19 protein-coding genes are annotated in these 19,780 nt (G+C 52.2%); 13 read left to right on the plus strand and 6 right to left on the minus strand.

Annotation, left to right across the window (positions count from 1 at the left end; genetic code table 11):
* Window positions 1-42 precede the first annotated feature (42 nt).
* Window positions 43-1,032 carry a proline dehydrogenase family protein gene (locus EDC33_RS00560; protein ID WP_124009855.1) on the minus strand — a complete coding sequence of 330 codons (990 nt, stop codon included), beginning with the start codon at window positions 1,030-1,032 and terminating at the stop codon, window positions 43-45.
* Between the two features lie 81 nt (window positions 1,033-1,113).
* The gene (locus EDC33_RS00565; protein WP_040106621.1) at window positions 1,114-1,614 is read right to left on the minus strand and encodes a gamma carbonic anhydrase; all 501 of its coding nucleotides are present in this window, start codon (window positions 1,612-1,614) and stop codon (window positions 1,114-1,116) included.
* An 81-nt stretch (window positions 1,615-1,695) separates the two neighbouring features.
* Between EDC33_RS00565 and EDC33_RS00570 the strand changes: the two genes are divergently transcribed.
* Window positions 1,696-2,499 carry an alpha/beta fold hydrolase gene (locus EDC33_RS00570; protein WP_094905356.1) on the plus strand — a complete coding sequence of 268 codons (804 nt, stop codon included), beginning with the start codon at window positions 1,696-1,698 and terminating at the stop codon, window positions 2,497-2,499.
* 16 nt (window positions 2,500-2,515) lie between these two features.
* Here the strand turns inward: EDC33_RS00570 and mnmM are convergent, their stop codons facing one another.
* Window positions 2,516-3,076, minus strand: coding sequence for a tRNA 5-(aminomethyl)-2-thiouridylate-methyltransferase MnmM (gene mnmM, locus EDC33_RS00575; RefSeq protein WP_124009856.1), 561 nt, complete (start codon window positions 3,074-3,076; stop codon window positions 2,516-2,518).
* On the minus strand, window positions 3,069-4,022 hold the full coding sequence (mnmL, locus tag EDC33_RS00580; RefSeq protein ID WP_124009857.1) for a tRNA modification radical SAM protein MnmL/YtqA: 954 nt from the start codon (window positions 4,020-4,022) through the stop codon (window positions 3,069-3,071). The genes mnmM and mnmL overlap by 8 nt, the downstream gene beginning before the upstream one ends.
* Before the next feature lie 158 nt (window positions 4,023-4,180).
* Between mnmL and EDC33_RS00585 the strand changes: the two genes are divergently transcribed.
* From EDC33_RS00585 to leuS, 4 genes are all read left to right on the plus strand, one after another.
* On the plus strand, window positions 4,181-4,906 hold the full coding sequence (locus tag EDC33_RS00585) for an ABC transporter ATP-binding protein (protein ID WP_124009858.1): 726 nt from the start codon (window positions 4,181-4,183) through the stop codon (window positions 4,904-4,906).
* A gap of 2 nt (window positions 4,907-4,908) precedes the next feature.
* A complete protein-coding gene (locus EDC33_RS00590) occupies window positions 4,909-6,453 on the plus strand; it encodes a hypothetical protein (protein ID WP_124009859.1) in 1,545 nt (514 codons plus the stop codon).
* A 5-nt stretch (window positions 6,454-6,458) separates the two neighbouring features.
* Window positions 6,459-6,950 carry a methylated-DNA--[protein]-cysteine S-methyltransferase gene (locus EDC33_RS00595; protein ID WP_124009860.1) on the plus strand — a complete coding sequence of 164 codons (492 nt, stop codon included), beginning with the start codon at window positions 6,459-6,461 and terminating at the stop codon, window positions 6,948-6,950.
* A gap of 257 nt (window positions 6,951-7,207) precedes the next feature.
* Complete coding sequence (leuS, locus tag EDC33_RS00600; protein WP_124009861.1) at window positions 7,208-9,619, plus strand: leucine--tRNA ligase; 2,412 nt, start codon at window positions 7,208-7,210, stop codon at window positions 9,617-9,619.
* A 61-nt stretch (window positions 9,620-9,680) separates the two neighbouring features.
* Here leuS and EDC33_RS00605 read toward each other — a convergent pair whose 3' ends face one another.
* Complete coding sequence (locus EDC33_RS00605; RefSeq protein ID WP_124009862.1) at window positions 9,681-10,931, minus strand: BaiN/RdsA family NAD(P)/FAD-dependent oxidoreductase; 1,251 nt, start codon at window positions 10,929-10,931, stop codon at window positions 9,681-9,683.
* Between the two features lie 79 nt (window positions 10,932-11,010).
* Here EDC33_RS00605 and EDC33_RS00610 point away from each other — a divergent pair, with 79 nt between their 5' ends.
* The 8 genes from EDC33_RS00610 (at window position 11,011) to EDC33_RS00645 (ending at window position 19,479) form a co-directional block, all read left to right on the plus strand.
* Complete coding sequence (locus EDC33_RS00610) at window positions 11,011-12,645, plus strand: putative polysaccharide biosynthesis protein (RefSeq protein WP_124009863.1); 1,635 nt, start codon at window positions 11,011-11,013, stop codon at window positions 12,643-12,645.
* A complete protein-coding gene (locus EDC33_RS00615) occupies window positions 12,646-13,338 on the plus strand; it encodes a pseudouridine synthase (RefSeq protein ID WP_094905365.1) in 693 nt (230 codons plus the stop codon). It begins immediately after the preceding gene.
* A gap of 66 nt (window positions 13,339-13,404) precedes the next feature.
* Window positions 13,405-14,124, plus strand: a complete 720-nt coding sequence (locus EDC33_RS00620; RefSeq protein WP_124009864.1) for a hypothetical protein — start codon at window positions 13,405-13,407, stop codon at window positions 14,122-14,124.
* Between the two features lie 111 nt (window positions 14,125-14,235).
* Window positions 14,236-15,666 carry a dipeptidase PepV gene (gene pepV, locus EDC33_RS00625; RefSeq protein WP_124009865.1) on the plus strand — a complete coding sequence of 477 codons (1,431 nt, stop codon included), beginning with the start codon at window positions 14,236-14,238 and terminating at the stop codon, window positions 15,664-15,666.
* On the plus strand, window positions 15,647-16,495 hold the full coding sequence (gene dat / locus EDC33_RS00630; protein ID WP_124009866.1) for a D-amino-acid transaminase: 849 nt from the start codon (window positions 15,647-15,649) through the stop codon (window positions 16,493-16,495). The genes pepV and dat overlap by 20 nt, the downstream gene beginning before the upstream one ends.
* Window positions 16,496-16,717: 222 nt before the next feature.
* Window positions 16,718-17,509, plus strand: a complete 792-nt coding sequence (locus EDC33_RS00635; RefSeq protein ID WP_040106634.1) for a phosphotransferase family protein — start codon at window positions 16,718-16,720, stop codon at window positions 17,507-17,509.
* A 43-nt stretch (window positions 17,510-17,552) separates the two neighbouring features.
* Window positions 17,553-18,185: a tRNA (guanosine(46)-N7)-methyltransferase TrmB gene (gene trmB / locus EDC33_RS00640; protein WP_124009867.1), complete on the plus strand. Its 633-nt coding sequence runs from the start codon at window positions 17,553-17,555 to the stop codon at window positions 18,183-18,185.
* 91 nt (window positions 18,186-18,276) lie between these two features.
* A complete protein-coding gene (locus EDC33_RS00645; RefSeq protein WP_124009868.1) occupies window positions 18,277-19,479 on the plus strand; it encodes a MalY/PatB family protein in 1,203 nt (400 codons plus the stop codon).
* Here EDC33_RS00645 and EDC33_RS00650 read toward each other — a convergent pair.
* Complete coding sequence (locus tag EDC33_RS00650; RefSeq protein WP_094905371.1) at window positions 19,466-19,765, minus strand: hypothetical protein; 300 nt, start codon at window positions 19,763-19,765, stop codon at window positions 19,466-19,468. The genes EDC33_RS00645 and EDC33_RS00650 overlap by 14 nt on opposite strands.
* Between the last annotated feature and the right edge of the window lie 15 nt (window positions 19,766-19,780).

A 19,780-nucleotide genomic window follows, 5' to 3' on the forward strand; every position in this document is an offset into this window, starting at 1 on the left:
AAAAGCGCAACTTGAAAAGTTGCGCTTTTAATATTGTCCGATCTATTTTCTTGTAAAGAATTTCAGGGCGGCGATTCCAATGGTCAATGCTCCTGCCGCTGCAGCACCGGCCTGGACTGTTGGGTCCTTGCTGAGGGATTTGACGACCAGATTGATGTTCTGCGGACGTTCCGCCAGTCTTCTCATGAAGTAGGCGTACCAGTCGGTGCCGAATGGGATGTAGACACATACATTGTATCCCCTGTCGACAAGCTCCCTCTGGAGTTCCTTGCGGAATCCGAAGAGCATCTGGAACTCGAACCTGTCGTTTGGAATATCGTTTTCCTTTATGAAGTCTATCATGTCTTCGATGATGTTGTGGTCATGGGTGGCTATGGAAGTGAAGCCGTCCCCTTTGGTCAGATGGAGCCTGATCAGCAGTTCCAGCGCCTTGTCGATATCCTCCTTGCTCTGGAGGGCGACCTGCGGCGACTCCTTATAGGCACCTTTGACAAAGCGGATCCGTCTGTCCTTGTATTTGTAGACATCGTCTTTCGCGGTGAACAGATAGGACTGAAGCACCGTGCCCACGTTGTCGTATTCCTCCATGAGCTGGTCGACGATGCGGATGGTATCGTCATAGGCTGCATAGTTCTCCATGTCGATGTTGACGAACATATTCTGCGCCTTTGCAGCATCCATGATTTCCCTGATATTGTCCATGCAGAAATCAAAGTCGATGTTGAGGCCGATCTGTGAAAGTTTGATGGAGGCTGAGGCATCCACACCTTCCTCCCCAATGGCCTGTATCATCTTCAGGATGAGGTTCTTTTCTTTTATGGCATCGGTCTTATTGGTGACGAATTCGCCAAGGTTGTCGAAGCTGACGCTCATACCCTGGGAATTGACATCCTTTATACGTTCGATCGTCTCTTCTACTGTAATGCCGCCGACCACTTTGTTGGCCCCGAACTTCAGGCCAATCTTCTTGCTGGCGTCGTTCAATACTGCATTTTCCGATAGTGCGATGAATACATCTCTTAATAATGGCATAATTTACCTCCCGAATCTTCGTAACAGTCTTGTACCCTTAATTCTTTCTTTTAGACATTAAATTCATGCAGTAACCATAATTTATTTGTAGTGCGGAATATGGTTGACATAGGTTTCATTGATTCTCTTCATTTCTTCCAGATCTTCATCGGTCAGGTCTCTGACGACTCTTGCCGGTCGGCCGAATGCCATCGTATTGGCAGGTATTTCAGTGCCGGGCGTTACGAGACTGCCTGCACCGATGAAGGCGTTCTCCCCAATCACTGCACCATCAAGCACAGTGGAATCCATGCCGATCAATGCATTTTCCCTTATTGTGCAGCTGTGGAGCGTCACCTTGTGTCCGACGGTCACATTGTCTTCGATGACAAGCGGCATATCCGGGGTTTCATGCAGGATCGAAAGATCCTGTATGTTCGTATGGCTGCCGATGCGGATGGGTGCAATATCCCCCCGCAGCACTGTGCCGAACCACACGGATGACTGCTCACCGATCTCTACATCACCGATCACTGTAGCATTCGGAGCGATAAAAGCGCTTTCATGAATCTGCGGCGTACTGCCTTTGTAGTCAAGTATCATTTCTCATGTCCTTTCTTCTAATGGATTGTTATAATAAGTTTATCATATAAGAATGAATTACAGTATGTTAGGAGCATTGCAATGTGGAAATGGGAAACGGACAAGCAGGCCAGGGGTGCAGTCGTCGTCATACATGACATGATGGAGCATCATGAATACTATGCGCAAGTGATATCCCAGCTGAGGAATTCAGGGTATCACGTCATCACGGGGGACCTCCCGGGCCACGGCCAGACCACACGCATGAATAAGGGGCACATCACTGATTTCACACAGTACCTGGACCGTGTCCACGAGTGGCACGAAGTAGCGCGGGCCTACCGGCTGCCGACGTTCGTGCTCGGCCAGGGTCTTGGCGGATTGATAGCGATCGAAGCTGTGCGGCAGAACCTGATCATGACCGATGGTCTGATCCTGCTGAATCCGCTGCTGGCATTCAAACAGTCCTTCATAAACAGAAAGAACACCATACGGACAAGCGTCCGGACATCGAGTGATGCTTCGCGGTTCGACCCGGGCATCCACTTCAGCTATTTGACCGAAGACAGGAAATTTCGGGACCAGTACGAAAATGACGAGATGCTTGTGCGCAAAGTCAGCTACCACTGGTACCGGACGGTGATCAACCAGATGAAATCAACGGCGGAGTCCATGGATGACTTCCCGGATGTACCGGTGCTGGCAATGCTGAGCAGGGAGAATGACATCATCGAACCCCATCTTACTGCAAAATACATCAAACAGATGAATACCGGAGAGCTCTCCTTCCATATGCTGGGAGGCATCGAACACAGCATCTTCCAGAGGGAACAGACTGCCGTTCCCTATTACCACCTGGAGCGCTTCCTCAGTGCCCAGCTGTTCAGGATCGGCCTCCTGAGATAGACAGACACGCCTGGCTTCAGGCGTGTCTGTTCTTTTCTATGCATAATAGGAACGGGGCATCGTTCTTCTGGTTGATGAACTGGTACTTGAGCACCTGTGCCTCCTTTTGGGACCACTGCGAAAGCTGCTCCATCAGCACATCCCGTTCAACCTTGCCGCCCGGATGTCCATGGTAGACGACGATGATGATGCGGCCGCCATCCACAAGGCGGTCGAAAAGCTTTTGTATGGCAAGTATCGTGGAGTCGGGCGTCGTCGTAATCGATTTGTCGCCCTTTGGGAGATAACCGAGGTTGAACATGGCAGCCTTCAATGCCCTGTCGCCGGTATAGCTGTCGACATCTCCATGTGAATCCAATATGAATTCTATATTATCATGGCCGCTGCACAGCGTGCGGGCATTCTCGATCGCTTCTGCCTGTATATCGAAGCTGTAGACCTTGCCTTCTGCACCGACGAGGCCGGCAAGAAACTTCGTGTCATGCCCGTTGCCGCATGTCGCATCGACTACAGCATCCCCCTCCTGTATGATCGCTTCAGCAAACGCCTTCGCCTGCGGGAGTACACGTCTAAGCATTGATCTTCTCCTTGTATCTGATTCCCTGGTGGGTATTTCTTCTTTTCAGCTCCGCGTCGATGCTGTTGAGCACATTCCACTTATCCGTGCTCCACATCGGGCCGATGAGCTGGTCGATCGGGCCATCACCTGTAATGCGGTGGATGATCATATCCTCTGGGAGAATCTCAAGCTGGTCGCACACGAGATTGACGTAGTCCGCCTGGTCCAGAAAGGAGACGAGCCCCTTTTCATACTGCTTGACCATAGGTGTGCCCTTCAGGAGGTGGAGCAGATGGATCTTGATGCCCTGTACGTCCATGCCTGCAACAGCTTCAGCAGTCTCCATCATCATTTTACGGTCCTCCTGGGGGAGCCCGTTGATGATATGGCTGCAGACATTGATGTCATGCTTCCTCAGCTTCTCAACACCCTCGAGGTAGCAGTCCAGGTCATGGGCACGGTTGATCAGCTTTGAAGTGCTGTCATGCACCGTCTGGAGACCAAGTTCGACCCAGAGGTAGGTACGTGTGTTCAGTTCCGCCAGGTATTCCACGACATCATCCGGCAGGCAGTCCGGGCGTGTGCCGATGGAGAGCCCGATTACGCCGTCTATTTCAAGCGCCGCTTCGAATTTTTCACGCAGCACTTCAAGGGGCGCATGTGTGTTGGTGAATGATTGGAAGTAGGCGATGTATCTGCCGTTCTTCCATTTTCGGCTCTGCATGTTGGATCTGATCTTTTCAAACTGTACGGAGATCGGGTCGACCCGGTCCCCGGCAAAATCACCGCTGCCGGCAACCGAGCAGAATGTACACCCGCCGTAGGAGACGGTGCCGTCCCTGTTTGGGCAGTCGAATCCGGCATCCAGGGCGACCTTGAAAATCTTTTCATTGAATGTATTCTTAAGATGATAGTTCAGCGTGTGGTAACGCTTATCATCAAAACTGTATTTGAAATCCGTCATATTCTTCACCTCTTGTTCATATTTGGCATTGTACCATATCACGGCGGGGGAATCGCATGTAGATTTGATGGACGGGGCGTCCCCCGGAAACTTTTCTGCCGGGTGCTGTTTGATGTATGATGGAGGAAGGAAAAAGTTTATGTGAGGCAGGGGATAATATGATCAAAGTGGACCGGTTGGGCAAGAGATACGGCACACACGAAGCAGTGAAGGATCTCGATTTTTCGGTGGGGGAAGGGGAACTGTTCGCCTTCATCGGACCGAACGGATCGGGGAAGTCGACGACCATCCGGATGATGACCGGGCTGCTCAAGCCGACCTCGGGGGCGGTTGAGCTTTTCGGGGAGGAGATGGGGATGGAGAGGATCCATCTTAAGAAGCGGATCAGCTTCGTCCCTGATACACCGGACCTCATCGGCAAGCTCACCGGGCGGGAATACCTCAACTTCATCTCCAGTGCCTACCGTATGGATGAGGCGGATTTCAGGGAGGAGCAGCAGAAGCTTGTGGAAATGTTCGAACTTGAAGGGAAACTCGACACGCTGGTCGAGGAATACTCCCACGGCATGAGGCAGAAGGTGGCGCTCATCGGCGCCCTGGTGCACAAGCCGGATATCCTTTTCCTCGATGAACCGACCGTGGGTCTCGACCCGAAAAGCAACAGGAACTTGAAGAACTATCTGCGCGACTACATCAAGCAGGGGAAGACGGTCTTCCTGACCACGCACAACCTTGCGCTTGCTGAAGAGATCGCGACGGATATACTGATCATATATAATGGAGAGAATCTGGCGCACGGCTCCCTGGGTGAGCTGAGGAGCCGCATTAAAGAACCGGATGCGACGCTTGAGGACATCTTCCTGAAATTGACTGGGGGGAGCTGATCATGGTCCGTCTGATACTAAAGACAGAACTGCGGTCCCTCTTCAACTATTGGAAGTCGCTCGGGGAGACGAAGATGGTGCTCTACATCATTCTCGGACTCCTGCTGCTGCTGTTTCCGCTGCCGATGCTCGTTTCCGTGGTGTTTTCCCTCACCCTCTCTGTCGAGGAAAGCATGCTGGATGGGTATATGCTGCTGCTGTCGATCACCGCTGCTATCATTCTGCTGCTGCTGTCGGTCCATTTCATCATCAAGGATCTGATACTGGATCGGAATGTGCAGCTCTACCTGTCATTCCCCATATCCTCAGCCGCACTGTTCTTTGCAAAGTTCATCAAACATGGCCTCATTTATACTGCATCCATCCTGATGCCCCTGGGAGTGGTCATTGGGATGGCGTTGTCGATAAGGTTCGGACAGTGGCTGCTGCTCGCAGACAGTCTGGTCTACTTTCTTGTACTGTCCACCGTCATCACCGCTTCGGCATATGCCTTCATCTTCCTGACGGCGAACATCCTCCCCGTCAGGAAAGTCAGTGAAATACTTTCGTTCCTCGGCGGCATTTCATTCATCCTGGTATATTTAGTATTGCTCCAGGTGGGAGGGTCTCTGGGCGGCGTACTGTCATTCCTGGCAGATCTGCCCATTACATTCAGCGGGTTCCTGTACGGCTATGAAGTGCTCCCGGGCACCATCGCTGCGGTGCTTCTCATTGCGGCTGCCGTGCTGGCCCTGAAGGCAGCCGAACTTGTATCGGTGCGCGCTCTTTCCCGTGGATGGGAAGCGGGCGGCCGCTCAGGCAGAAAGCACAGGATGACGGATGGCCGTGTGCGCCATCCCATCGGCTCACTCATGCAGAAGGACTTGAAGCTCACGACCCGGAACTTCAAGGAGATTGCCGCATTGCTGCCGTATTACCTGATGCCGCTGCTCTTCATCTACTTTTCCACCTCGGTGGATACCGGATCAGCTACGGAGGCGATCGGGGCAAGCCAGCTTCTTGTTACGGCGATAGGGGGGACGCTCGTCATCTCCCTCTTCATCGGCGCATACAATACCGCCCGGGATGCAGAGCATTTTGCGATGCTGAAGGCTTTGCCGCTCTCCGGGAGGCATATCGCCGGTGCAAAATATGGCTTCACCCTCCTCACGACCGCTCCCGTAGTAATGGCGGCCTTCACCGTCGCCTGGCTTTTTTCATCCGCAGGCATCGGGGTCCTGCTCCAGCTGCTGGTCTTCATCATCCTTATGTCGATGGCCGCAGTGCCTGTGGGGATGTATATCGGCAGTGCCAATCCGGTCGTCAGCAGCAAGAACCCGGTGAAAAGGCTGGACACTGCAAGCAACATTGTGATCACCATCGTAATCTTTGTTGTTCTAGTGCTGACCGCCATCATCCTGGGTGTAATCGGCGACGACGGGGTTTCAGCCATCCAGCTGCTTACAGCAGGGGGCATACTGCTTGTGATGGCCCTCTCGTCACTGTGGATGCTCAGGAAAGTCGGTGCACGCTATGACCAGGGATTTAAAATCACCTATAAGGACTGATAGATATGAAGGAAACCTATATTATGCAGACGCCGATCGGATGTCTCAAAATCGTTTCTGACGCAGACACCATCATCGTACTGGATCATGCTGATGAAGCCGCTGTCGTGGAAGGGGTTGATGGTCCCGAAGAAGCTTCCGGGGTCATCCGCCAGTGTGTCCGGGAGCTTGAGGAATACTTCGCCGGCAGCCGCCGGGATTTCGAGGTGCCGATCAGCCTGGAACATGAGGGGACGGCATTCCAGAGGAAGGTGTGGGACAGGCTCAGGGACATCCCGTACGGGGAGACGATCAGCTACAAGACACTCGCTGCCGACTGCGGCGGGCCGAACCACTCGCGTGCTGTGGCGAATGCGAACGGCAGGAACCCGATTTCCATCATCGTGCCCTGCCATCGGGTGATCGCCTCCGACGGGACGCTCGGCGGATATACGGGTGGTGTAGGGAAGAAACGGCTGCTGCTTGAGCTCGAAGGGCTCGATATCCGTCCGAAATGAATATACAGCTTGCTTATTGCCTGAATATATTCTATATTTATAAGTGTTGGAAATAGTAGTATGCGAGTCCATTCCAAGAGAGCTGGTGGATGCTGTGAACCAGTAGTGGATCCATATGAACTCATCCGGACTGAACTGAATCCCATCGAACGAAGTTGCACTTAACGGTGAATGCGGGTGGTACCGCGGTCGTATACATATATGATCGTCCCATGCTTATACAGGCATGGGATTATTTATATTCAAGGAGGATTTTTATGGCGTTCAATCATATGGACATCGAAAGAAAATGGCAAACCCACTGGGAGAACGAAAAGATATTCAAGACGGAGGACGAAATCGGCAAGAAGAAATTCTATGCACTCGACATGTTCCCTTACCCTTCAGGCGCCGGTCTGCACGTCGGGCACCCGGAAGGCTACACGGCAACGGACATCATTTCACGCATGAAAAGGATGCAGGGATATAATGTACTGCACCCGATGGGCTGGGATGCATTCGGGCTGCCGGCCGAGCAGTATGCCATCGATACGGGCAATGACATCAGGGCCTTCAATGAAAAGAACATCGACAATTTCCGCCGTCAGATCAAGGAGCTCGGATTCAGCTATGACTGGGACCGCGAAATCAACACGACGGATCCCGAATACTACAAATGGACACAGTGGATCTTCATCCAGCTGTACAACAAAGGCCTCGCCTATATTGATGAAGTGCCGGTGAACTGGTGTGAAGCGCTCGGTACGGTTCTCGCCAATGAAGAAGTCATCGACGGCCTCTCCGAGCGTGGCGGGCATCCTGTCGTCAGGAAGCCGATGAAGCAGTGGATGCTCAAGATCACGGAATATGCAGACCGCCTGCTGGAGGACCTGGATGATCTGGACTGGCCGGAATCCCTCAAGGATATGCAGAGGAACTGGATCGGCAAATCCGAAGGGGCGAACATCCGCTTTGAAATAGAAGGTACTGGAGAATCGTTCACGGCATTCACGACCCGCCCTGATACGATCCACGGTGCGACATATGCGGTGCTGTCTCCGGAGCATGAGCTGATCGATGTCATCACGACGGATGACCATCGTTCTGAAATCGAAGCCTATCAGGAAAAGGCCGCAAGGAAGAGCGAGCTTGAACGTACCGATCTCGCCAAGGAGAAGACGGGCGTATTCACAGGTGCCTACGCCGTCAATCCATTGTCGGGTGAAAAGATGCCGATATGGATTGCGGATTATGTACTGGCTTCCTATGGTACGGGAGCAATCATGGCCGTACCGGCCCATGATGAGCGTGACTATGAATTTGCACAGGAATACGACCTGCCGATCAAAGAAGTGGTTGCAGGCGGAGACGTTTCAGAAGAAGCCTATACGGGTGACGGGGAACACGTCAATTCCGGTGAACTGGACGGCCTCGGCAAGGAGGCGGCGATCGAGAAGTCGATCCGCATCCTGGAAGAGAAGGGTGCAGGGGAGCAGAAGACGACATACAAACTCCGTGACTGGCTGTTCTCACGCCAGCGCTACTGGGGCGAGCCGATTCCCGTCATCCATTGGGAAGACGGCACGATGAGCGTCGTGGATGAATCCGAACTGCCGCTGATGCTGCCTGAAATGGAGCAGATCAAGCCGTCGGGTACAGGAGAATCCCCGCTTGCCAACAACGAGGACTGGATAACGGTCGTCAGGGAAGATGGCGTGAAGGGCCGCAGGGAGACCAATACGATGCCGCAATGGGCTGGCAGCTGCTGGTACTACTTGAGGTTCATCGATCCGCACAATACGGAGGCCCTGGCATCAAAAGAGAAGATCGACCACTGGATGCCTGTGGACCTCTATATCGGCGGCGCGGAGCATGCGGTGCTCCACCTGCTCTATGCAAGGTTCTGGCACAAGGTGCTCTACGATATCGGCGTGGTCGATACGCAGGAGCCTTTCCAGAAGCTGTTCAACCAGGGGATGATCCTTGGTGAGGGCAACGAGAAGATGAGCAAGTCGAAGGGCAACGTCATCAATCCGGATGACATCGTCCGCTCCCATGGTGCAGATACGCTGCGCCTCTATGAGATGTTCATGGGGCCGCTCGAAGCGTCCGTCGCTTGGAACGACAACGGACTAGACGGTGCCCGCCGCTTCCTCGACCGCGTATGGAGGCTGCTCGTCGATGAAGAGGGCAGACTGAAGGGGAATGTGGCTGCACAGGAGACGCCGGCGCTCGATAAGGTCTATCATGAGACTGTCAAGAAAGTGACAGAGGACTTCGAATCGCTGAACTTCAATACGGCCATCTCCCAGCTCATGGTCTTCATCAATGAATGCTACAAGCAGGAGGCACTCGGCAGATCCCATATCGAAGGGTTCGTCAAACTCCTCGCTCCGGTAGCCCCTCATGTGGCAGAGGAACTGTGGGAGAAGCTCGGACATAATGAAACGCTTGCATATGAAGCATGGCCGCAGTTCGATGAATCCAAACTGGTCGAGAACGAGGTCGAAATCGTCATCCAGGTCAACGGCAAGGTAAAGGAAAAGATGAATGTGCCGACCGAAGCGACGAAGGATGATCTTGAACGCATTGCGATTGAATCCGACAGGGTGCAGGAAGCAATCCGTGAGAAGACCGTCCGGAAAGTCATCGTCGTACCGAACAAACTCGTCAATATCGTAGCAAACTAGAAGAACACCTCCCGTCAGGCTGTGTATCAGCCCATGGGAGGTGTTCTTTTGTGCATGCGTCCTAAAGCGTGGTGCTGTGCCCTGCCACGTAACCCGTGACGAGTGCGCTCGTTATATTGTAGCCGCCCGTATATCCATGTATATCAAGGACCTCTCCGGCAAAATAAAGCCCCGACACTTTGCGGCTCTCCATCGTCTGCGGTGTGATCTCCGAAAGCTTTACACCACCGCCGGTGACGAATGCCTTTTCAATCGATTGGGTGCCGTCGACATTGAACTCGAAAGCCTTCAGGAACTGGACGATCTTTTCGATATTCCCTCTGGATACATGGTGGCCGCTTGTTGCACCATCTATATCCAGGTGATCCAGCATGAAGAGGACAAGCCGTTCCTGCAGGAAGGTCTTCAGTGTATTCTTCAGGGAGCGGTCCCGGTTTGCACCGATGCTCTCTTCTATCATCGCACGGAGCGCCCCGGCACTTTCATCCGGAAAGAAGTCGAGGGACATGAGGATGCTTGCCTTCTTCTGCTTCTGCTTTTCCTTATGGACGAACTGGCTGCACCGGAGGGCGGCGGGGCCGCTGATGCCGAAGTGGGTGAAGATCATATCCATCCGATGGGCCACCCTCGGTTTCCCGTTCTTCTTCAGTACCGAAAGGGAGACGTCGGAGAGGCTCAGGCCCTTGAGGCGGCCTTCCTTTATGAAAGGCTCGGGGGAGGTGATGGGCACCTCGGTCGGGAACAGTTCCGTAATCGTATGGCCGGCGGATTCGGCAAAGCGGTGGCCGTCGCCTGTAGAACCGGTCTGGGGCACGCTCCTGCCTCCTGTGGTGACGATGACATTATCCGCCCGGATCATCGTTCCATCCGCCAGTTCCACGCCCTCAGCATGGCCATCCTCCACAAGCACCTGCCTGACGATGGTCTCCTTCCGGATTTCAACTGTGTTCCTTTCAAGGGCATCCAGGAATACGGTGAGGATGTCCTGTGCCCGGTCGGTGACGGGGAACATCCTGCCATGGTCCTCCTCCTTGAGGGAGACGCCCCGGGACTCGACGAATTGTATGATGCTTTCGTTGTCGAAGGTGCTGAAGGGGCCATAGAGGAATTTGCCGTTGCCCGGGATGTGGCTTATGATCTCCTCATAGGGAAGCCTGTTCGTGACATTGCACCGTCCGCCGCCCGAGATAAGCAGCTTCTTTCCGAGGGATTTATTCTTTTCTATGAGCAGGACGCGGCTGCCGTTTTCGGAAGCGGCATAGGCGGCCATGAGCCCGCTTACACCGCCGCCGACTACTATCGTATGGTACATGGGATGTTCTCCTTTTTGTTTAAAACTGATATGCTTTCGATTATAATGGATATTATTCTTAAAGTAAGAGGGTTATAAAATGTCTGATTCAAATAATCTGGTACGGGGTACGTTCCTGCTGACCATCGCAACATTCATCACGAAGCTTCTTGGAATGCTTTACCTCATTCCATTTTACAGCATAATGGGCGGCGAGGAAAACCTCGCCCTCTACGGATATGCCTATACACCATACACCATCATGCTGTCGATTGCAGCAGCGGGTGTGCCGGGGGCCGTATCCAAATATGTATCGAAATATAATGCGCTTGGGGCCTATGCCACAAGTCAGAAGCTCTACCGGTCGAGCCTGCTTGTGATGCTCGGCTCAGGTGTCATCGCCTTTCTCGCGCTCTTCATGGCTGCACCGTTCATTGCCGAACTGCAGATGCTCGCAGCTGGGGACGGCGCCCACCGCTGGTCGACTGAAGATGTCACGCGCATCATCAGGGTCGTCAGCGTAGCCGTCATCGTCGTGCCGTTCATGGCGACGTGGCGCGGCATATTCCAGGGATTCGAATCGTTCGGCCCGACAAGCGTCTCCGCAGTCATCGAACAGCTGATCCGGATCATTTTCCTGCTGGGTGGCGCATTCATCGTCATCTATATTCTGGATGGTACTGTCCAGACGGCAAATGAAGTGGCAGTCTTCGCCGCATTCGTGGGTGTCCTTGCCGCCATGGGAACGCTCTGGTATTTCTGGAGGAAACGGAAGGGGCATATCGACCGCATGATGGCGACGGATGACACCGATTATGATTTTTCATACCGTGAAATGTACTCAGAGATCATCCGCTACGGCATCCCGTTCATCATCGTGGGCATCAGCATTCCGCTGACGATGTTCATCGACCAGCTGACCCACAACAACGGCCTTGCCCTCGGCGGTGTGCCGGAGCAGTACCATGATGCATGGTTCGGCATGCTGAACTTGACGACGCACAAGCTGGTCATGATCCCGACGGCTTTCGCATCTGCATTTGCGATCACCATACTGCCATTCATCACGAAGAATTACCAGCGCGGCAAAATGGGGGATGTGCACGAGCAGATCAAGATGATGGTGCTCATGCTGCTCTTCTTCGTCATTCCGGCAGCCATCGGCATGATGATCCTCTCTGCACCGCTCTATACATCATTCTACAGCTACAATGAAATGGGCATAAAGATCCTGCTCTTCTATGCACCGGTGAGCATCGCAATCTCATTGTTCACGATCACATGCTCGATCGTCCAGGGCATCGACAAGCAGAACCTGACCCTGTACGTGGTCCTGATCATGCTGGCGATCAAGGCGGCGATCAACATTCCGCTCATCATGCAGTTCCAGACTGTCGGTGCTGTGATGGGGACGGGCATCGCACTCAGCATCGGCGTGCTGATCAACTTCATGATCATCAAGAAGTACGGGGAATTCCGCTTCAGGCCGCTCATAAGGCCGCTGGCTGAAATTGTAGTGTACAGCCTCGTCATGCTGCTCGTGGTGGAAATCATCTATTATATACTCATGTTCAATGTGGACATCTCCAGCAAAACCGGTGCAATCATCCTCATGGCGGTGGCCGTACCGATCGGTGGTCTGGTGTACATGCTGCTGTCATTCAAGACCGGGCTTGCCGATGAGATACTCGGCAGCCGGGCGGACAAGATCAGGAAGAGATTGAAGGTGCTTTAGATGAGACTGGACAAATATTTGGCGAATGCCGGGGCCGGCAGCCGCAGTGAAGTGAAGAACATGATAAAGAAGAAGCGGATCACAGTGGAGGGTGAAACCGTCACGGACCCGAAGACCAGGGTCTCCGCGGAAGATGATGTCCTGCTCGACGGCGGCCCTGTAGTGCTGGAGGAGGAAATCTACATCATGCTCAACAAGCCGCAGGGCGTCATCTCATCGACCGAGAAGGGTCCGACTCCGACGGTGATCGACCTGATCGACCACCCCCAGAAGGATCAGCTGTTTCCAGTCGGCAGGCTGGACAAGGATACTACCGGCCTGCTGCTCATCACCAACGACGGGAAGCTTGCACATGAACTGCTGAGCCCCAGGAGCAGGATAGGCAAGACATATGTTGCCGAACTCGAGAAGGAAGTGGCGGAAGCGGATATCTCACAGCTTGAATCCGGGATTCCCCTGAAGGAGTTCACGACAGCCCCGGCATCTGCAAAGAGGCTGGGCCCCCGCGAGGTGGAGCTGACGATTACGGAAGGGAAGTTCCACCAGGTCAAGCGGATGTTCCACCACGTGGGCAACGAAGTCACTGCACTCCACCGCATCAGGTTCGGAAATCTCGCACTCGATGAACACCTTGCACCCGGGGATTACAGAAGATTAGGTGAAAATGAAATCAAGTTGATCAAAAAGGTTTAAGGGTAATCTGATAGGGTAAATATGAATCAGATATCAAAACAAAATACTTAATAAGAGGTGTTGGAAATGGCTAGAAAAACTGGAGGACTACTGAAAGTCGCGGCTATGCTCGGGCTGGCAGTCGCTGCTAAGCAATTGTCCAAAAAAGAGAACCGTGATGTCGTCAAGAATGAATACAATAAAGTTAAGGAAGACCCTAAATCCTATGCTCAGAATGTTCAGGACAAATTGTCCCAGCAGGCTGGAGAGTATCAGGAAAAGGCGAAGAGTGAATATGACAGGGTGAAGCAGGATCCGAAAGGCTATGCTCAGAACGTCCAGGAGAAAGTGACCAAACAGGCGAGCGAGTATCAGGAAAAAGTGACGAAGCAGGCCGGAGAATATCAGGAAAAGGCTAAATCCGAGTTCAACAAAGCCAAGGAAGATCCAAAAGGCTACGCACAATCTGCACAGGAGAAGGCCAAATCCAGAATGGATAAGAACAACCAGAATGACAAGGTCTCCCCAAGCCAGGGCAAGAGCAGCGTGGACAGTGAGGGTGAGCATACCACCAAACCTGACAGGATGGATGCTGAAGGACAGCTCACTGCAGAACAGATGAACAATGAATGGATTTCAGAGGGCGGCCTCCATCCGGAAGAGCATCTGCAGGACGATGTTTCCTTTGGTGAACTGAATAAGGACCAAGCAAAGGACATTGATGTTGTGGACGACGAGGGTGAAAAGGACGGCAACCATAATATCCATGTCGTTACAGATGATGACGATTCAAACAAAAAGAAATAGAAGATATTTAATGAGGATAGGGCTGTTATTGCCCTATCCTCTTGTTTTTATGTCAATTTTTCTTTATTATTGAAAAAAAGATTCTGTTACATATGATGGGAGAGCATGCTCATGAATTATAAAGCGCTGGTTGAAGACTACAGGGAGCGCCTGATCGATGATCTGATGGGACTTCTGGAAATTGAAAGTGTAAAAGGCGAGCCGACCGGCAGCGCGCCGGTCGGCGCCGGACCGAAGGCGGCACTGGACTACATGCTGGAACTCGGCGCCCGTGACGGCATGGCCATAAAGGATGTGGACAACATTGCAGGCCATATCGAAGCAGGCGAAGGGGATAGGCTCTTCGGTGTATTGGGCCATGTGGATGTGGTGCCTCCCGGCAAGGGATGGGATACGGATCCCTTCGTCCCGGAAATAGTCGATGGGGAGATCGTGGCCCGTGGTGTACAGGACGATAAGGGGCCGACGATCGCGGCCTATTATGCGATGAAGATACTCCATGAAGAAGGGCTGCCCTTCAAATACCGGACCCGTCTGATTGTCGGAACTGACGAAGAATCCGATTGGCAGTGCACCGAGGCCTACTTCAAATCTGAGGAGATGCCTGATGCCGGCTTTGCGCCGGATGCGGCTTTTCCTTTGATCCATGGTGAAAAGGGCATTTCCACATTCAATTTCGTGCAGAAGCCGATGGCGCTTGATGAACATGAACCGAAAATAGAGCTGAAAGTGCTGATTTCCGGCGAACGGTACAATATGGTTCCGGAAGATGCAGAAGCGAAATTGAAAGTTCAGCAGAACATGAGTGAAGTGATCCAGTCATATGAAGATTTCCTGAGGGAAGTGGAGGCCGATGGGGCATACGAAGTGGACAACGGCTTCCTCAAGCTGAGTATGCAGGGCAGAAGTGCGCATGGCTCGACCCCGGAGGTCGGCGTGAACGCCGGTCTCATCCTCATACGCTTCCTGAACGGCCTGGCACTCGACAACAACGCTGCAGCCTTCACGGAATTTGCGATGGAGCGGCTCGTCGGCAGCACAGACGGCTCACTGCTTGGAATGGACTTTTCCCACCCAGAAATGGGGGAGACAAGCGTGAATGTCGGTATGATCAACTACACTGAAGTGGACGGCGGCATATTCGGAGTCAACTTGAGATACCCGAAGGGGCTCGACTTCGAATCGGGCATGACAGGCCTCAAGGAAGAAGTGTATGGACAGGGATTCACCGTCGAAGACCTCGACTACCAGCCACCCCATTATGTGGACAGGGAAGACCCGCTGGTGGACATATTGACCGATGCCTACCGCAACCATGTTGAAGATGATACGGAGCCGTTCACGATCGGCGGTGGGACATATGCCCGCACCTTGAAAAAGGGTGTTGCCTTTGGGGCGATGTTCAAGGATACTGTAGATACGATGCACCAGAAGAATGAACGCATGAAAATTGATGAACTGCTCATGGCAACCGAGATCTACCTTGAAGCACTGCATAGAATCTGTATAAAGGGTGAGATGGATGAAGATAAGCTACTATAATGGAGAATTCAAAAGTGACGACGAAATTTCAGTAGACTACAACGACCGTGCCTTCTACTTCGGGGATGGCGTGTATGAAGTGGTCAGAGTATACGACAACGCGTTCTTTACGCTCGATGAACACATGGACCGGCTGGTCAGGAGCGCATCGGAAATCGAAATCAACGGTCTTGACCGCGAGAAGCTCATCGACATCATCACCGAATTGAAGGAACAGAACAGCATCGAAAACGGATCCATCTACATCCAGGTGTCAAGGGGCATCAATCCGAGGAACCATGCCTATCCTGCAGGTGCCGAGCCGGTCATCCTCGCCTATATGAATGAAATGGCGCGTCCCTCCCATCAGATGGACAATGGCGTCGAGGTCATCACGGCAAACGACTACAGGTGGCTGAAGTGCCATGTCAAAAGTCTGAACCTGCTGGCGAACGTCATGGAGAAGGAGCGTGCAGTGCGTGCCGGTGCCCATGAAACACTGCTGCATCGAGATGGTGTGGTGACTGAAGGGTCCTCCACGAATGTATTCATCGTCAGTGATGGTGTGCTCAGGACCCATCCTGCAAACCACCTGATACTGAACGGCATCACCAGGCAGGAAGTGCTGAAGATTGCAGAGGCGCAGGGCTTGGAATATGCGGAGAAGGCCTTCACACTTGATGAACTGAAGTCGGCGGATGAAGTATTCATCACAAGCACTACACAGGAAGTGACGCCTGTATCACATGTCGACGGGGAAAAGGTCGGCGATGGTGCGAAGGGCAGCATCACACAGAAGATACAGGAAGAATTCGACCAGAGGATCCATGAATTAAATCTGGTTAAATAATGTTAACCTGAAAAATTACCCAAATAAATTTTAGCGGCTTCAACGCTTACACTGTATGGTTTCTTGAGTACGCAACGCGTGGTTGTCATGAAATCTGTGGATAATAGTCCTTGAAATAAACCTCAAAACCCTATAAAATTTATAACACGAACAGAAACTGGCGCTATCTTATTTTTAAATATTTAGCGCTTTTTTCTTTGATGACGAAAAGAGGTGTGGAATTTGGAGCATTTCTATCAGCTCGGCTGGACACTCGACCCCGTTGGTGGAGCATCTGGCGAAGCCTATAAGGCAGAGCAAGATGGCAGGAAGCTGTTCCTGAAACGTAATGCCAGCCCTTTCCTTGCAGCGCTGTCCGCTGAAGGTATTGTGCCGAAACTGGTCTGGACCAAGAGAATAGAGACCGGAGAAGTAGTGACAGCACAGCATTGGAAAAATGGCCGGGAGCTGACCCGTGAAGAAATGTGCTCGGAGAGGGTAGCCTCACTGATGAAGAAAATCCATACATCAGGTCCTCTTCTCACTATGCTGAAAAAACTCGGCATGAAGCCCATGCTGCCGGATCTGTTGCTTAACAAGATACAGACCTCACTATCCCCGAAAGTCAATGCCCATCATACAGTCCGCTCTGCAATCCAATACCTGGAAAATGAGATGCCCCTGATCGACGAAGCTTTCTGCACGGTGTGCCACGGTGATGTCAATCATAACAATTGGCTGCTTTCCGACCAGGATGAACTGTATCTGGTGGATTGGGAAGGCGCAATGATTGCGGACCCTGCGATAGACCTGGGTATGATCCTCTACACCTATGTGGAACCGGATGACTGGAAAGGATGGCTCGAAGATTACGGCAAGCCGCTCGACAGGAATCTGATGAAGCGCATGAAGTGGTATACGCTTGTACAGGCGATCACGATGATCCAATGGTATGAGGACCATAAGCGTTTCAAGGATATGAATGACTGGATCATCTTCCTCAACAAAGTAATACAGAGGGACCGTTTTATATAACATCAAATATTAAAGTGATATGAGTAACAGGTGGGAAACTTAAATGAGAATGCGCAACAAGCCCTGGGCAATGGAATTTCTGAATGAAAACAGCAATATCGTGGATACGGATGGGAGCTATTCCGGGAGGATCGGTGACTTCTTTCCCGAAAGCAGGCCACTTCATATAGAAGTCGGTACGGGGATGGGCACCTTCATAACGGAGCTTGCCGCCCGCAACCCGCATATCAACTATGTGGGCATAGAGCTGGACAAGAATGTGATGATACGTGTCGTGGAGAAGATCTTGGAGGCGGAGCTTCATAATGTCAGGCTTCTGCTGCTCGATGCACGTGAGATAGATACGTATTTCCACAAGGACGAAGTGGAAAGGATCTACCTCAATTTTTCCGATCCATGGCCGAAGAACCGGCATGAGAAGCGCCGTCTGACCCATGAAACGTTCCTTTCTAAGTACCGTTCCATCCTGGCCGAAGAGGGGCTCGTCCAGTTCAAGACGGATAACAGGGGGCTGTTCGAGTACAGCCTCGGGAGCCTGAACAACTTCGGCATGGTCTTCCATGAAGTGAAGCTCGATCTTCATGCAGGCGAACCGGAAGACAACATAAGGACGGAGTACGAAGACAAGTTTTCAGCCAAGGGAAATAAAATATACAGACTCAAAGCATCTTTCTGAAGGTGCTTTTTTTATGTCATGTATTTCACCCGGAAAGAATGATAAAATATACTTGGACAATATAAATTCTGGTCAGTTTGGAGGAGATCACTTGAGCAGTTTTGACTTCAATAGGCACACGACGAGGGAAGGTACATACAGCGTCCAGTACGAAGGGACGGAAAAGCTTTTCGGGACGGACGGTCTCGAGCCGTTCTGGATTGCAGACATGGACATCGAAACACCGGGGGCAGTCCAGGAAGCGATGAAAAGGCGGATCGACAACGGCATCTTCGGTTATACGAAGTGGCAGAATCCGAAGTTCTACGAAGCGGTGAAAGGCTGGTGGCATCGGAGGTACGGCATTGTCCTTGAGGATGATGAGATCCATTATGCGCCTTCCGTGATGTTCACGGTGGGTGAAGCGGTCAGACAGTTTTCGGAAGAAGGGGAGGGCGTCATCCTGACCATGCCCTCCTATAACGCATTCATAGGAATGGTGAAGGGGAACGGACGGAAGATCTTCGACTGCCCCCTGCTCGAAAATGATGATGGCTGGCAGTTCGACTTCGATCATTTCGAAGCTCTGTGCAGCCGGGAGGACGTTAAAGTATACATCCACTGCAATCCGCACAATCCCACAGGACGGGTGTGGAAGCGTGATGAACTGGAGAAGATCCGGGAAATCTGCCTCAGGACGGGCGTCTTTCTGGTCAGCGATGAAATCCATATGGATTTTGTGCGACCGAAAGGACAGTTCGTTTCGATGGTGGAACTGATGGCGGACGGTGACCCGATGCTGGTGACGACAGGACTTGGGAAGACCTTCAACCTCGCCAGCATCCCGCACTCCTATTTCATTACGAGGGATAAGGCGCTCCAAAAGAAGATCGCCCGCAACATTGCATCCAGATACGGCATGGGGGCTGCAAACAGCCTGGCGCTCGAAGCGATCCATGCTGCATATACGGAATGCGGGGCGTGGGTGGACGGGCTGAACAGCCACATCGAAGAGAACATGCAGCTCGTCGAAGACTACATCACTGCACACATGTCCGAATGGCTTGATTTCAAAAAGCCCGAGGCGACCTACCTGGCATGGATCAGCTTTGAAAAGAGCGGCCTTGCGGATGAGGAAGTACATAAGGCCCTAATCGACATCGGCGGTATCGCGGTGTCTCCTGGACACATATACGACATGAAAAAGAACCGGCATTTCCGGTTCAATGTCGCTTCAAGCCGTCATAGGGTCGAAGATGGGCTGGAGAGGATACACCGTACATTCAAAAAAATCACGAAATCTACAGTTCAGTAGCTTCCATGATTTCTCCAGTATATGCATCAGCGGTGAATTTATAGCGCTTCTTACCCGCATTTTCGTGCGTATGGAAGCGGCCTGTGAATACTTCGCGTTCAATGCCAAGGAACCTGTTCCTGTTGGCATGGTAGTCGATAGAAACGAATGAGATATCTTCATACTGCCTGTACAGCCGGTCGATGACCGTCTGGGGATGGATTGGCCTGTTCAGCCTGAACCAGACGACTACCGGAAGCAGGATGACTGATGAGATGAGCAGTGCTCTGACGATTTTGGATAGCATGTCATGACCTCCTTA

The sequence above is a fragment of the Salinicoccus roseus genome (assembly GCF_003814515.1).
GTDB lineage: Bacteria > Bacillota > Bacilli > Staphylococcales > Salinicoccaceae > Salinicoccus > Salinicoccus roseus.